Genomic DNA, 14,305 nt, shown 5'->3' with positions numbered 1-14,305 from the left:
CGATCAAAACGAACGAAATCAAAACGATGGCAGTATGACCGTGGAAGAGGCAGGACGTAAAGGCGGCGAGGCTACCTCCAGAAATCACGACAAGGAATTCTACGAAGAAATCGGTAGAAAAGGCGGAGAAGCCCACGCTGAACAAAGTGAAAATAACAGCAACAATAACAACAATGGGAAGATGAGCAGGGAAGAAGCAGGGCGTAAAGGCGGAGAAGCATCTTCAAATAAAAATAATAATTAAAGAATGAAAATAATTAACCGCGTATGACTTGCAGAACAAATCCCACGTAACGATTGTCAATAGGACAATCGTTACGTGGTTTTTTGTTTATTTACTTGAATGAATTTCATAATTCCAACCCCTTTTCTACCAATGGTTAAAGGTATAAAAAATAAGTACCTCCCTTAGTATCGTATACTGGTAGTCGACTAAAACACCCAAGAGACTGGAAGAAACCCCTTTGACCATTGAACGAAAACAGAACCTATTTGGCATCCAGGAATTATATCAGGGAAGAGCGTGGACAATGGCTCATCGAACAGGTGAAAGGGAAGCGAGCCCTACTCTTTATGGGAAAAATGTTTAGGATCATCTGGAATTTCCGCAAAAAAAGTTACGCACTGAGATAGCGCAAGACCCGAAATGGGGCGTCGAGAAAAATAATGAATGATGGAAAAGTCGCGATGCCCTTATTAAAGGGAATCGCATATCGCCTAACCCATAACTGGCGGTAACGCAGGTGTTCTTAAGAATCTCTTCGTTTTAAACGTAGTGAAAGTGGGAGTAGTTCAGAGGAAATTGATTATGATTAATTAAAAAATGACTTGACTAGAATTAAATCAGTCTATACAATCAGAAAATACTGACTATTTTAAGCGGATGAACAGTATGGGACGAAAAGGAAATCGGAATGACTAGTACAGAAAAGGGTGGAAGTAAAGGACTGAAAAAATTAATGCGACGGTAAATTTTTCAGGAAAAGTTATCATATACTGGCAACGGAGCTAATAGCACTTTAGTTAAAGGAGATGCTATGATCTTTGGAATTGAATTCAAAGGGAGGGTTGATTTAGAAGTATCTAAGGTTTTGGGGGAATGGATTACTTTATGCGTCGATAAATTATAAAGTAGTTTGTATGCAAGCTTTTGGAATGCGAGCATTATCAAGAAAATCATCTAGAGAAATAGATGCAGAGATCCAACAATTTTAAACTCTTTTGATACAAAGAGTTTTCTTGTTGACAAAAATAACTAACCAGCTAGTATTCATGCTGTTTTGCACCAAACTAAGTTCATTGATAAGTTTTGTAAAATGAAGGGGTGTATACAATTGGAAGAGAAAAAATATGTCATGACAGACGAGCCATGTGAAACGATTGATATAAAAAAGTTACCTAAGTTGGATAAGAAAACAAGTTATAGCATTAGAACCGAATTATCCACTGGATTATCATTGGCAATTGTTTACTTTATATTTATTTTTTCTGTTCCAGCAATCAACTGGTTTAGACCAGATTGGGCCTTTGCAAAGATGTTTGGGGGAATGTCTTACAGCTGGTTTTTGACGACAATTGTCGCGATGGCAATGGCATTTATTATTGCTTATCTACACACGAAGCTTTATGAAAGATGGGAAAGAAAAAGTCTAGAAATGAGCCGTATGGAGAAGAAAGAGAACATGGTAAGTGAACAAACAAGCCAAGTGAAGACAAAGGGGGCAACATCAAGTGTACAAGCAAGTTTTTTAGAAAGTAAGGAGGAGACGTTGCTGTGATGCAAGCGTTATTAGATCCAAAATACCTCTTTACATTCTTATTATTGGGGACGATTGTCTATATTACGTATTTATCAAAAAGAAATGAAAGTGCCAGTGACTTCTTTGTAGGCGGCCGTAATTTCGGATGGTTTACAAATGGTTCAGCGATTGGCGGGGACTATCTAAGTGCTGCAACGTTTTTAGGGCTAGCAGGACTTACCTTTGCGATCGGTTATGATGGGGCATTTTATACCTTTAGCTTTACAATTGGTTTAACGCTTTTGGCACTTTTCATAGCGGGACCTTTACGCCGATTCGGTGCTTTCACAGTTGCAGACTTTGTTGCTTATCGTTTTCATAGTAAAAGAGCTAGAATTGTTGCTGTAATTGTAGTGCTTGCTATTTCAGGATTTTATGCAGCACCCCAGTTACTCGGCGCTGCACAAATTTTGAGCATGTTTTTTGGAACGTCCTATGAATTTGGCATCATCTTTACAAGCGTTGTCATGATATTCTACGTTGGAATTGGTGGAATGAAGGGAACAACCATTAACCAAGCGTTGGAGCTTTGGATTCGTTTTATAGCCTTTATCGTCATGGTAGCTGCCGCTATTTATGGAGGTTTCCATTACGAGAGAATTCTATCCGTAATCAGTGAATTTAGTGGTACGGTACTGAACACGGGCGCATATACGACGGATGGAAAAGATGTCGTATTTAACGGAGAAACATGGTCAAAAACTAGTGCATTCAATCCAAACTTTTGGCACTCTGCATCTATGTTAATCGGGCTTTCACTAGGTACACTTGGGCTTCCGCATATTTTACTGCGTTTTTACACAAATCCAGATGCTAAGTCTGCCCGAAAGTCGGCAGTGTTAGCGATTGGGATCGCCAGTTTATTTTTCGCCTGTGCCATTTACCTTGGCGTTGTCGGAAGAGCCATCTATTTAAGTGGAAATGCCAGTCCTGAAGTCATGCAGAACCTGATTACCGGTGGGGATAATATGGTGATACCATCTATTGCAACAGCTTTAGGCGGTAAATGGCTGCTTGGATTTGTAATTGCCGGTGCGTTTGCCGCGGTTTTTTCAAACCTATCTGGATTATTTATTGCAAGTTCAGGAGCAATTGCTCACGATTTATATGCAAAATTCACGAAAAAGGAATTAACAGAGAAAAATCGAGTAGTCGCTGCAAAATTAGCGATTGTTTTTCTTGGTGTTTTTTATGGAGTTCTCGGTTTATTCGTCAAAGATGCCTCCATTGGCCATCTTGTCGCGCTCGCCTTTACAGTTGGAGCAAGCACATTTGCACCTATTTTCGTATTAGGCATTTGGTGGCGTGGGATTACTGAAAAGGGGGCAATTGCGGGGCTGATTGTTGGTTTTGTAGTTTCTATGTTTATGATTTTCTTTTCATCCATTTTACCTGTGGCTTTACAATTTAGAGTGCCAGGTATCATTACCGTGCCAGTTGGCTTCTTAACAGTGTATATTGTTTCCTTACTAGACGGAAAAGTACCAGCAGATGTGAATGCCTTTATGCGGAAAGTTCATTCAAGCGAAGAATCTGTATAAGTCATAACGTAGATCGTATGTTGGGGGATCAGAAATGGACCTACTCCAGAATCAAAAATGTAACCCCTTTTAATCGTAATGTTGTATAAATACTTGTTCATATTTAAGGGTAAATTTATATATCCCTTTGCCTTAAAAATTGTAAACGTTGATTGAATAGGATTTTTAACCTGCATTTGTACATGTTTTCAAGGGTACTACATGTGCGACATGATGTAAGACAGCTGTCCTAATTAAAAAGCGTCAATTCCTAACATTTAGGGGTTGGCGTTTTTTATGTTTTAATGTGTAAAATACAATAATGCGTGTCCTCATTAACAGAAGTGCTGAAAATTGCACGTTCGTTTCATTCAATAGATATCTTGAATCAAAAAAGCGTTCAGCTCATAATAGCAGCCGATCGCTTTTTACAATAGGAAAATTTATAAATACAGTCGCCATTCAGAGTATTGAGAGAATTATTTGTAAAGGCACTGACTAATCAACTTTAACCAAGTTCCTCACCGTACCCTCTGCTTCCTCATCCACTGCGTCGCTACAAATTTCTCTCCGCTTTCTATCGGTGCGCCGCCGTGTAACGTCAAGTCGTTCAACAACGGATCATTATAGAAATACTCGAAATAAACGGCCATTCCTTTTTGAGGCGTGACGGACAGTTTTAGATGGGGGAAGAACGTTTCGCCACCTTGTTCGACATCGTTCAAGTACATGACGAGCGTGCTGATTCGATTGTTGGTAACATTGCTAGCCGCTGAGAAGAAGTCATGGTGCGCTTTATATTGCTGTCCTGGCAGATAATGAAGAATCTGGAGTCTTTCGCCGTGTTCGATAGGAATGTTCATAACTGCTTCAATCCGTTTTTCGATTTTCATAACAATCGGGTTGTCCCGTTCTTCTAGAAACATACTGCTGCTTGTTCTAATCTCGCTTTCCGCATGGGCTGTGCCAATTTTGGATCGTTTCATCTTGTCTGTCGAGAGTCGGATCAGTTCATCACATTCTTCGTCACTCAACATATTGCCTAGGACGACGACTAATGGTTCTTCGACTTTTGCAATAATTTCAACGTCACGGTCCGTTATGATTCTCTTTCCTAAATGATTAAATATAGTTTGTTCTTTATTTTCCGCTATCAACTTAAAACACCTCTTTACTAGTTTGATTTCTTTAAATCAAATACAGTGTAACGTGATGATGGTATAGCCAATATCGGACTTCTCTTAAGTTTCACACTTCCTCTTTGGAATTAAATTCAATATATTTTAGCATGCTATCTTGACTGACGTAAACTTTGAATATAGTCAAATAGGTAGTAATATATAACTGTTTTTTTACAAGCTATTTTAATTAATTAAATCCCTGTTTAGATGACAGATTAGCAAATGAAGATACATATGAGCTTTTATACAATCGTCGAATCTTTTCCCGGGGTGTATAATAATTGAAAGGTATCCTGGGTTATCTAGTTGTGAATCATAGGAGACAAATGATATCAATAACAATCCAATCGATGGAACAGCAAAACATCACATTCTATGAAATGCGCATCCAATAATCGGGCATTGTTAAATCAGTGTAAGAACAAGGTGAGCCTCCTGTTTTAGTCAAGAGGAGGCTTCCATTAATGCGTCAGGAATTCTGAGCTGTTTTGTCTAGTTATAAATTTTCGACTTCAACACGCCCAGAGAAAAACGTAGCTCCACCGCCCATGTCGGCAATTCGATCTGGCGTTAAGGCGTTCACAAGGCGTTTTTGATCTGAATTATTTCCCCAAATTCCTTGACTGACAACAACTCCCGGCAGTACTTGTTCGCCGACAGAGACAATAAATTCACATTCTCCGCGCTCGTTCCAAATACGAACAGTCGCTTTGTCCTCGATTCCCCGCTCTTTCGCATCGTGCTGATTCATAAACAAGGTAGGTTCTTTTTCAAGTTTAAGATGTTTTTCATTGTTTGAAAAAATGGTATTCATAAAATTATGGTTAATTGCAGGTACATACAGTAATGGATAATCCGAGTCTTGAATAATCGGTATATACGTAGGAAGGGCCGGTAATCCTGCCGATTTCATTTGTTCTGAATACAATTCAATTTTTCCGCTTGGCGTTTTTAAATGGTTCAATGGATTGCATGTATCGCTCGCTTTCATAAAGCGTTTATCCTTTAATGCGGCAAACGACACTTCGGATAAATGAGGGTTGGACAAATCGCTTAACGCTTGGTTGATCATTTCGGCATCATCATCTAAGAAAGGTTGCTCATCAAAGCCCATAGCTTGCGCTAACAATCTAAAAACATCAGGGTTGGATTTACTCTCCCCATAGGTTTCAATGACTGGTTCTTGCAAATGAATATAGTGATGCCAGAAAGACGTATAGAAGTCCGTGTTTTCAAATGCGGATGTCGCCGGTAGAACAATATCGGCAAACAACGCAGTGTCTGTCAAGAATAAATCATGAACCACTGTAAACAAGTCCTTACGCGCCAAGCCTTCCTGTACTTTATTGGCATCTGGTGCGACAACAGCGGGGTTGCTATTATAGACATACAAAGAGCGAACCGGCTGTTGTTCCTCCAGTAATACTTGTCCCAACAAATTCATATTGAATTTACGCGTTGGCTTCTCCTGAAGTTCAGGACGTTCTAGTGCAGCGATATTATGTGTCAAATAGTCCGAATTTGATTTAACCGCCCCGCCGCCTTTTAATTCCCACTGCCCTGTCAATGCAGGCAAGCAAGAGATAGTCCGGACTATCATGCCGCCATTATCATGATGCTGCAACCCATTGCCAATGCGAATCATGGAAGGGGAGACAGTCCCATACATCCGTGCTAGTTCATAGATATCTTTCTCCGGCACACCTGTGATGGTGGAAACCATTTGGGGATCGTAGTATTTTACATGTTCACCGAGCGCTTCATGGCCGATTGTATACTGCTCCAAAAATGCTTGATTGACTAGCTTTTCTTTATAAAGAATATGCATAATTCCGAGTGCAAGCGCTCCGTCAGTTCCCGGAAGAATGGGAATGAACCAGTCAGCCATGCGCCCAGTTTGGTTTTTATGGACGTCAATGACGATAACTTTAGCGCCACTCTTTTTCGCTTTTTGCGCAATCATAATTTGGTGCATATTCGTACTGACGGCATTGATGCCCCAAAAAACAAATAATTTCGTATCCTTCATCTCTTCCGGATCCGTTCCATAACGCCCACCCATCGTGTAATTGTAGCCGGCTTCACCAGCGACTGAACAAATGGTTCGATCCAGTTGACTCGAACCCAGGCGGTTGAAGAAACGGCGATCCATCCCCTTGGAACTAAGTTTCCCCATATTTGCATAGAAACTGTAGGGAAGAATTGATTCTGCCCCTTCTTCAGAAATTAATTTTTTCCACTCATTTGTAATAGTTGTAATGGCTTCTTGCCAACTGATTGGAACGAATTGCCCATCGCCTTTTTCCCCAATTCGTTTCAAAGGAGTAGTAATCCGATTTTGATCGTAAATCCGTTCAGCCATATGCCGAACTTTATTGCAAATACTTCCTTTTGTGATTGGATGTTCGGGATCACCTTCAATTTTAATGATTTTACCATCTTCTTTATGAATCAACAGTCCACATTGGTCTGGACAATCCAGAGAACAAACCGAGGGGACGATACCATTTTCTACATCAATATACGATTGCATTATACAAGTCCTTTCTACGGGAATAATATTTAAATATAATATGAAATCCTGACATTGCTAAAGTATCTAAATCAAATAGTGATTAACAATTTTGAAATTCTGTTATTGTAAAAGGATGCGCATCCCAAAAGAATGGGTCCGGATTATTCCAATTTAAGTGAAAAGCGCTCACTTATAGATTTGATATAAATAAATGATTTTGCTAATTAGTATATCATACTATGGCAGTATATTTAGAAAGTTTCAATAACTAGTTGACTTAAAATTAAATATTCTGTACAGTGAGTTCATTAGGTCTGTTTTTATTATATTCTACTAATTTCATATTATTTTTCTATCGAGAGAAGTTGAGGGACTGGCCCTATGAAACTTCGGCAACATAATTGTGCCAAATCCAGCAAGCGTAGCTTGAGAGATAGAAAGAGGAATGCATATTTATATTGCGCTAGCGATGAATACCAACGACTCTTTCTGTTTTTCACAGAAAGTTTTTTTGTTTTGTAAAGACATTACAAAACGGTCATGAATGGAGGGCACTGATGTGTTGGAGAGAATAGGAATCACGAAAAACTTAGGTTGGGGCTTTTTTGGTGTGATGTTGTTTATGATGGGAGATGGAATTGAAGCCGGTTGGTTAAGCCCATTTTTAATTGAAAGCGGATTAACGATTCAGCAATCGGCTGCTATATTCACAGTATATGGAATCTCGATCGCACTGTCATCTTGGTTTTCAGGCGTCTGTGTAGATGTTTTTGGACCGAAACGTACAATGGCCATCGGATTAGCCGTCTATATTATCGGTACGGCAGGGTTTATTACATACGGTTTCTCTACGATGAATTACCCGATCATGCTTTTAACTTATTTCATTAAAGGTTTTGGTTATCCGTTATTTGCTTATTCTTTCTTGACATGGGTCATTTATAAGACACCGCAAAATAAATTGAGTTCTGCTGTTGGTTGGTTCTGGTTTGTATTTTGTGCGGGAATGATGGTTCTTGGTGCGTGGTATTCAAGTGTTGCGATCCAATATCTTGGTTACATCAATACAATGTGGACATCTATTTTCTGGGTAAGTCTAGGTGCGGTTTTAGCTTTAGTTATCAATAAAGACAAGTTTGAAAAGAAAAAACTAGCGAACAAAAAAGAAGCAGTCAAAGAATTATTGAAAGGTATTACCATTTTAAAATCAAACCCGAGAGTTGCTGCGGGTGGGGTTGTCCGCGTTATCAATAGCTTAAGTGTTTATGGATTTCCAGTATTCCTACCTATGCATATGGCACAACATGGCATTGAAACAACTGCTTGGCTGCAATTATGGGGAACATTTTTCTTAGGAAATATTATCTTTAATTTAGTGTTCGGCTTCATTGGAGACAAATTTGGTTGGAAAAACACGATCATTTGGTTTGGTGGAGTCGGATGTGCAATATTCACGCCACTTCTGTTCTATATACCGGTGATTACAAATGGTAGCATTGTTGCGACAAGCATTGTCGGTTTCATTTGGGGTGGTTTGGTAGCGGGCTACGTTCCGATCGGTGCATTGGTACCTTCTGTGGCGGGTGAAGATAAAGGCGCGGCAATGTCCGTGTTGAATTTTTCCGCGGGTTTATCAACATTCGTAGCACCAGCGATCGCCTTAACGTTTATCGGGCTTGTTGGAGCGGAAGGGGTCGTGTGGATTTTCAGTGGTCTCTACTTAGTGAGTGCAATTATTGTAAAATTCATTCGTATACCGGAAGAAGAAAGTAGAAAAATGCAGGAGAAAGCTTTGCTAGTAACCTCGTGAAACTACCATCGAATAGGCGGTCAATGATATAGTATAAGAAGGACTTTTAAATCACAAACAGGTTGTGTACGCCTCTACTAGACAAGTGGATTTGGGCATGCGCTTTCATAAAAAAGGAGATGTTGTCAATGGTTGAACAGAATGTTGAAAAGGCTGCATTTGCTGGAGGATGTTTTTGGTGCATGGTGAAACCGTTTAAAGAATGGCCAGGTGTCCAAGACGTCGTGTCAGGATATATGGGCGGACATCTGGATAATCCGACGTATGAAGACGTGAAAAAAGGTACATCCGGTCATGTGGAAGTCGTTGAAATCACATTTGATCCTGCCTTATTCCCATATGAGAAGTTGCTTGAAGTTTACTGGCAACAAATTGATCCGACAGACGCAGAAGGTCAATTTCACGACCGCGGCTCATCTTACACAACCGCTATTTTTTATTACACAGAGGCGCAACGGGAAGCTGCCAAAAATTCGAAAGCTGACCTAGCTGCAAGTGGTATTTTTACAAAACCTATCGTTACACCCATCCGCCCCGCAGAAACATTCTATCGGGCAGAAGAATACCATCAAGATTATTATATAAAAGAACAAGAACATTACAAAGATAACCGTGCACGTTCAGGGCGCAATGAATTCATCGCTGAGCACTGGAGTAAATAATCATAATGGTAAGAAGGACGAGCGTATTCATAGAACGCTCGTCCTTTTTTTGAAATGGGGGATTAATAAAAGATATTCGTACAACAGTATCTTTTAATAAGCACGTTAACTACTTTTTACTCCTAAGTGAAGAAGTCTTCCCTTTATTAAGTTCCTTTCTTATATTATCTAATTAAATAAAATATACAGCATAGAAGAGTGTTGGCAATCCATTTTTGTAGTAAGCATTTATGGAAACAACAATGTATGTCTCAAGCAGATACTTTTTAGTAATTGCCTTTTATCTTTTTTTGACCTATATGAAACCTAAAACTGAACTAGTACTATTATTAATCTGTATTGATAATGTCTACAGGATGACGTTAATTAAAGAGCAAGAATTAGTACTAATAGATCTAATAATCGGATATAGTCAGTCCTAAAAGTATATTGATTTCGTTTTTACATTGGAATAAGATGAAAGCGTAGATTAAATATTCTAACTTTTCACGTACTTATAACAGTAAGATAGTATTTTGTTAAGGCTAAGTGAAAATGTTAGTATAACAACTAATTAGGGGGAATTTAATAATGCAAAAAGAAGCTGTTAAAAAAAATGACCGCGTTGTGGAAGTATTCGACTTATTCATTAAGCATATCCAAAGCTTTCTGGAAGAAGCAGAACTAAATCATGAAGAATATACAAACTTCGTGAACTGGGCAGATCGTTTAGGGCGTACTGGAGAACTACCCCTATTTGCAGATGTATTCCTAGAGACACATGTGTTGCGTGCAATGTATACAGAGATGCCTGGTACACAACCCTCACTTTTAGGGCCTTATTTTATTGAAGGAACTCCATTGCTCAAGGCAGAAGGTGGAAAACCAATTGTGTTGACGCAACGACCTAATGAAGCAGGGGATGTATTGTATTTCAAAGGGAATGTAAGCAATGTTGATGGTGAAGCACTTGGCAATGTCAAAGTTGAAATGTGGCACAATGATTCAGATGCTACTTACTCTGCATTTGACTCAGTTGCGCCAAAATATAATCTAAGAGGTCACTTCTATACAGATGAAAATGGAAACTTTGAAGTGAAAACTATTCTACCAACCCCTTATCCAATTCCAACAAACGGTCCTACAGGAGAGTTCTTGGAATATGCGGATAAACAACCAATGCGTCCTGCGCATCTACACTTAATGTTTGAAGCGGAAGGTCATGAAACGCTAATTACCCAAGTATTCCCAGACGATGACAAATGGCTTGAAAATGACGTGGCAGACGGCGTTCGTTTGGATCTTCTAACGAAGTTCGAAAATAAAGGGGACCATTATGAGGCTGCTTTAAACTTTGTCATGCGTAAAGAACAATAATAGCAGCTAACATACAGTGATCGCGTATCTTTTATTGGACTCAGAATAAATATTTCAGATACTAAAATATCTAAGGAAACTAGTTATTCAACCCTGAAATAAGATTGTTCTAAAGTGTCAAACGAACGTATCATGAATTTAAAAGTGTAGTGTTAAAAGTATTTGCCACCCTTTGAAAGCGCTATCATGAGATGGTATAATGAAGTATTAGAATCTATTAGCGATACGGCTTTATATTTAGGTAATGTTTGAGAAAGAACATAAAGAGAAACATAGCCTTCTTTCGACATAATAGTTGTATTGGACGGAAATATGGAGATGAATATATTTGCATAAGAGGAAGTGATCTCTACCTCTTATGCAAGAACCGTTTCCTGGATAGTAAATAAAAAGGGGTGTCAAATATGTTTGCAATAGAAATGAATATTGTCTCTACAAAAGAGGAAATGGAAGATCTTTTTCATTTACCTGACAGACGTTTTTTTGATTGGTGTGCAAAAAGTTATTTTATAAATCGGGGTATATTTAATGTTATCGATAGTTGGCTTTTTGACTATGGAATGAAGGATATTGTTTCACGACGTAAAGCAATGGATCACTATTTGCGTTACTTGCTTCTACATGGATTCTACAATGAAAAAAAACATTTTTTACAATTTGGAAAAAACGGTGTGACGGAAAGTCTTTCTAGTTTTGCAGAAAGACATTTACCAGAGCTATGTTATGAAGGTGATTCCTATGACGCTTAAAGCAAGTGAACTTACACTTAATGATTTACTCACTATTTCAACAAAGCCAGGCAAAAGACTCCAAGACTTAAACTTTTCTCTAACAAGTATGGATGCATGGGCAGTGCTACGAACAGATTTAATCAATGCGCTAGGAATTCAAAGAGCTAAAAGATTTATTTTAAGATATGCTTACCGATCCGGGATGCACGAAGCACGCATTTTGAAAGAAAAGATTAAATGGAATGATGACCTTGAATGGCTGCTTGCGGGTTCTAAAATGCATAATTTAACAGGCCGGTCTTTATCTTATCCTGAAGATTTCAATGTAGATATGGAGAAGGGAAAATTTAATGTTTCTGGATACTGGATTGATTCCTCAGAAGTCAAACAACACTTAGAATACTTTCCGAAGCATGTGGAACCCATTTGTTACTTCCTAATTGGTTACGCAAGTGGTTATACAAGCGAATGTTTAGGAAAACAAATAGTCTTTAAAGAAATAAAATGTAAAGGAAAAGGTGATGATCACTGCAGCTATACCGGAAAAACAGTAGAAGAATGGGGAGATGAAATCTCTGAAGAGCTTCTCTACTATGAAGATGAAGATATGTCTGGGGAACTTGATCAGATGTATCAGCAAATTGAACGCCAGAAGGAAAGACTTGAAACGGGTTACTCCTTAAGTCGTAATTTAACAAAAGTAATGCTTCAAGGAGGCGGATTTAAAGAATTTGCCGAACTACTAGGGAAAAGCTTACATTGTGAAGTCATAATTGAAAATATGAATTATGAAGTGATTGGTAAATGTGGAGATAATCCCGGTATGGAGAGAAATATGTCAGCAAGTAATTTCTGGAACAAGAGTAATGAAAACATACCAGAATTTGTTGAAACGGATCTTAAAGATAAAACATTTAAGTTATTAACAGCACCAATCTTGCTTGAAAATGAAGTTTATGGATTTATTACAATAGCTTTAAATCAGAAAAGTGATAGTTATCATAAAGATTTACTAGAACGAGTGGCTGTAGTGGTTGCTTTGTATATGCAAAACCAACGTGTTGCTATTGAAACAGAACAAAGACTCAAGGGTGAACTACTTGAGCAATTACTTAATGAGAAAAGTGCAGATGTTATGGAAATTTATAATCGGTTTTCTTATCTCGGTTATGATCTAAAACAACCCCATTACATTATTTACATTGAAATAAATGATCGGACAATAAAGGAAGATATTAATACAAATTATGATTTTTTGAAAATTAGAAGACAACTGACAAACTTATTTCAAGGTGAAAATAAATACAGTTATAATACCCCAGTCCTAACTAAACTAAATGCTATACAAACAATTGTGCCTAAACAATTTCTATATGATGAAAAAACGACTATACAAGATTTTGGTAAACGATTACTAAAAGAATTCGATGATCAATACAAACAAATTTGTATTGGAATAAGTGATACAACTGAAAACCTCACTGATTTTAATAGTAGATCGAAGGAAGCTAAGAAAGCTGTAGAACTAGCAAAGTTTCGCTCGCGGGAGTCAGGAGTAATTTTATCAAGTGAATTAGGCAACTTAACGTTATTCTTAAATGCAAGAGAACCAGAAGAATTAGAGTCATTTGCAGATGGAAAGTTACAAGAAATACTTAATTATGATAGAAAAAAGAATTCGGAGCTATTAGAAACACTATTTTACTACACGCAAAATGAATTTAATTTGCATAAAACAGCACGTGAGATGTCTATTTCAATTAGTGGAATGAGATATAGAATACTAAAAATTGAGGAATTACTTTCAATTGAACTTTCAAATTCTAATAGTCGTTTCGAAATTCAAATGGCACTTCAAATTTTCTTGTTACTCGGAAAGATAAAGCCTATTTAAATTAAAGGAGGAATAAATATGGATCCACGAGAATTTAGAAATACACTTGGGCATTTTGCAACAGGAGTGACAGTAATAACAACGACTACAGACGAAGGTGAGAAAATTGGGTTAACGGCAAATGCATTTTCATCTGTATCATTAGATCCACCACTAGTGTTGGTTTGTATCGATAAGAAATCAGGTAGTTTGAAAACACTAAAGAAAGGTATACCATTCGCAATTAACATTCTTCAAAAAGAACAGGAAGAAGATTGCTGGCGTTTTGCAAAAAGAACTGAGGATAAGTTTGCTGGCGCATCCTATACATTATCCACAGACAATGTTCCTTTATTGAATGGAAATTTGGCTACGATTGAATGTGATGTAGCAGAGGTTATTGAAGGTGGAGACCATTATATTGTGACAGGTCATGTGAAAAGCGCTACCTACGATGACCAAGCTGAGCCTTTACTCTTCTTCCGTGGGAAAATCGAACAGGTTATGCAAGCAGAATTGGCATAATAGTAAATATAGAATGTTAATAAATAAGGGGGATTTATAGTTATGTTAACGCCAGAAGATAATCAGTTACTGACTCAGACCGATGCAGGCACACCGATGGGCGATGTATTTAGGAGATATTGGATTCCGGCCCTTCAAACAGAAGAGTTGATTAGTGATGGGAAGCCGCAACGCGTGAAATTGTTGGGGGAGGACTTGGTCGCATTTCGCGATACGGAAGGAAAAGTAGGTCTAGTTGATGAGCGCTGTCCGCACCGTGGGACTTCACTATATTATGGAATTAATGACGACTGTGGCCTAAGGTGTATGTATCATGGCTGGAAGTTCAATACA

Annotated in this window: 12 protein-coding genes and 1 riboswitch; of the genes, 10 read left to right on the top strand and 2 right to left on the bottom strand. The window is 38.2% G+C overall.

Going from position 1 to position 14,305, the window contains the following annotated elements:
* From CSV67_RS16155 to CSV67_RS16145, 3 genes are all read left to right on the top strand, one after another.
* Positions 1 to 244: KGG domain-containing protein (locus tag CSV67_RS16155; RefSeq protein WP_233192644.1), on the top strand; the 244-nt coding region annotated here is incomplete at its 5' end.
* Positions 245 to 1,334: 1,090 nt separating this feature from the next.
* Positions 1,335 to 1,778 (top strand): hypothetical protein, encoded by a 444-nt coding sequence (locus CSV67_RS16965; RefSeq protein WP_233192643.1) that lies wholly within the window; start codon positions 1,335 to 1,337, stop codon positions 1,776 to 1,778.
* Positions 1,778 to 3,340 carry a sodium/solute symporter gene (locus CSV67_RS16145; RefSeq protein WP_233192642.1) on the top strand — a complete coding sequence of 521 codons (1,563 nt, stop codon included), beginning with the start codon at positions 1,778 to 1,780 and terminating at the stop codon, positions 3,338 to 3,340. The genes CSV67_RS16965 and CSV67_RS16145 overlap by 1 nt, the downstream gene beginning before the upstream one ends.
* Positions 3,341 to 3,840: 500 nt before the next feature.
* Here CSV67_RS16145 and CSV67_RS16140 read toward each other — a convergent pair whose 3' ends face one another.
* The gene (locus tag CSV67_RS16140) at positions 3,841 to 4,476 is read right to left on the bottom strand and encodes a 2OG-Fe(II) oxygenase (RefSeq protein ID WP_099632614.1); all 636 of its coding nucleotides are present in this window, start codon (positions 4,474 to 4,476) and stop codon (positions 3,841 to 3,843) included.
* A gap of 520 nt (positions 4,477 to 4,996) precedes the next feature.
* Positions 4,997 to 7,033, bottom strand: a complete 2,037-nt coding sequence (locus tag CSV67_RS16135) for a molybdopterin oxidoreductase family protein (RefSeq protein ID WP_099632613.1) — start codon at positions 7,031 to 7,033, stop codon at positions 4,997 to 4,999.
* Between the two features lie 331 nt (positions 7,034 to 7,364).
* Positions 7,365 to 7,455: riboswitch (SAM riboswitch) on the top strand.
* Between the two features lie 119 nt (positions 7,456 to 7,574).
* Between CSV67_RS16135 and CSV67_RS16130 the strand changes: the two genes are divergently transcribed.
* The 7 genes from CSV67_RS16130 to CSV67_RS16100 form a co-directional block, all read left to right on the top strand.
* On the top strand, positions 7,575 to 8,825 hold the full coding sequence (locus tag CSV67_RS16130) for an MFS transporter (RefSeq protein ID WP_099632612.1): 1,251 nt from the start codon (positions 7,575 to 7,577) through the stop codon (positions 8,823 to 8,825).
* Between the two features lie 128 nt (positions 8,826 to 8,953).
* Positions 8,954 to 9,487 carry a peptide-methionine (S)-S-oxide reductase MsrA gene (gene msrA / locus CSV67_RS16125; RefSeq protein WP_099632611.1) on the top strand — a complete coding sequence of 178 codons (534 nt, stop codon included), beginning with the start codon at positions 8,954 to 8,956 and terminating at the stop codon, positions 9,485 to 9,487.
* A gap of 570 nt (positions 9,488 to 10,057) precedes the next feature.
* Complete coding sequence (locus CSV67_RS16120; protein WP_099632610.1) at positions 10,058 to 10,843, top strand: dioxygenase family protein; 786 nt, start codon at positions 10,058 to 10,060, stop codon at positions 10,841 to 10,843.
* Positions 10,844 to 11,247: 404 nt separating this feature from the next.
* Positions 11,248 to 11,592: a hypothetical protein gene (locus CSV67_RS16115; RefSeq protein ID WP_099632609.1), complete on the top strand. Its 345-nt coding sequence runs from the start codon at positions 11,248 to 11,250 to the stop codon at positions 11,590 to 11,592.
* Positions 11,582 to 13,468: a XylR N-terminal domain-containing protein gene (locus tag CSV67_RS16110; RefSeq protein ID WP_158232966.1), complete on the top strand. Its 1,887-nt coding sequence runs from the start codon at positions 11,582 to 11,584 to the stop codon at positions 13,466 to 13,468. The genes CSV67_RS16115 and CSV67_RS16110 overlap by 11 nt, the downstream gene beginning before the upstream one ends.
* Before the next feature lie 18 nt (positions 13,469 to 13,486).
* Positions 13,487 to 13,972 (top strand): flavin reductase family protein, encoded by a 486-nt coding sequence (locus tag CSV67_RS16105; RefSeq protein WP_099632607.1) that lies wholly within the window; start codon positions 13,487 to 13,489, stop codon positions 13,970 to 13,972.
* Between the two features lie 42 nt (positions 13,973 to 14,014).
* Positions 14,015 to 14,305, top strand: a 291-nt coding sequence (locus CSV67_RS16100; RefSeq protein ID WP_143560722.1) for a Rieske 2Fe-2S domain-containing protein, incomplete at its 3' end; no start/stop codon positions are given.

The sequence above is a fragment of the Sporosarcina sp. P2 genome, from assembly GCF_002743255.1.
In the GTDB taxonomy this organism is placed as follows: Bacteria; Bacillota; Bacilli; order Bacillales_A; family Planococcaceae; genus Sporosarcina.
The sequence above is the reverse complement of the archived record's forward strand: the minus strand, read 5'-3'. Positions and strand labels throughout refer to the sequence as shown.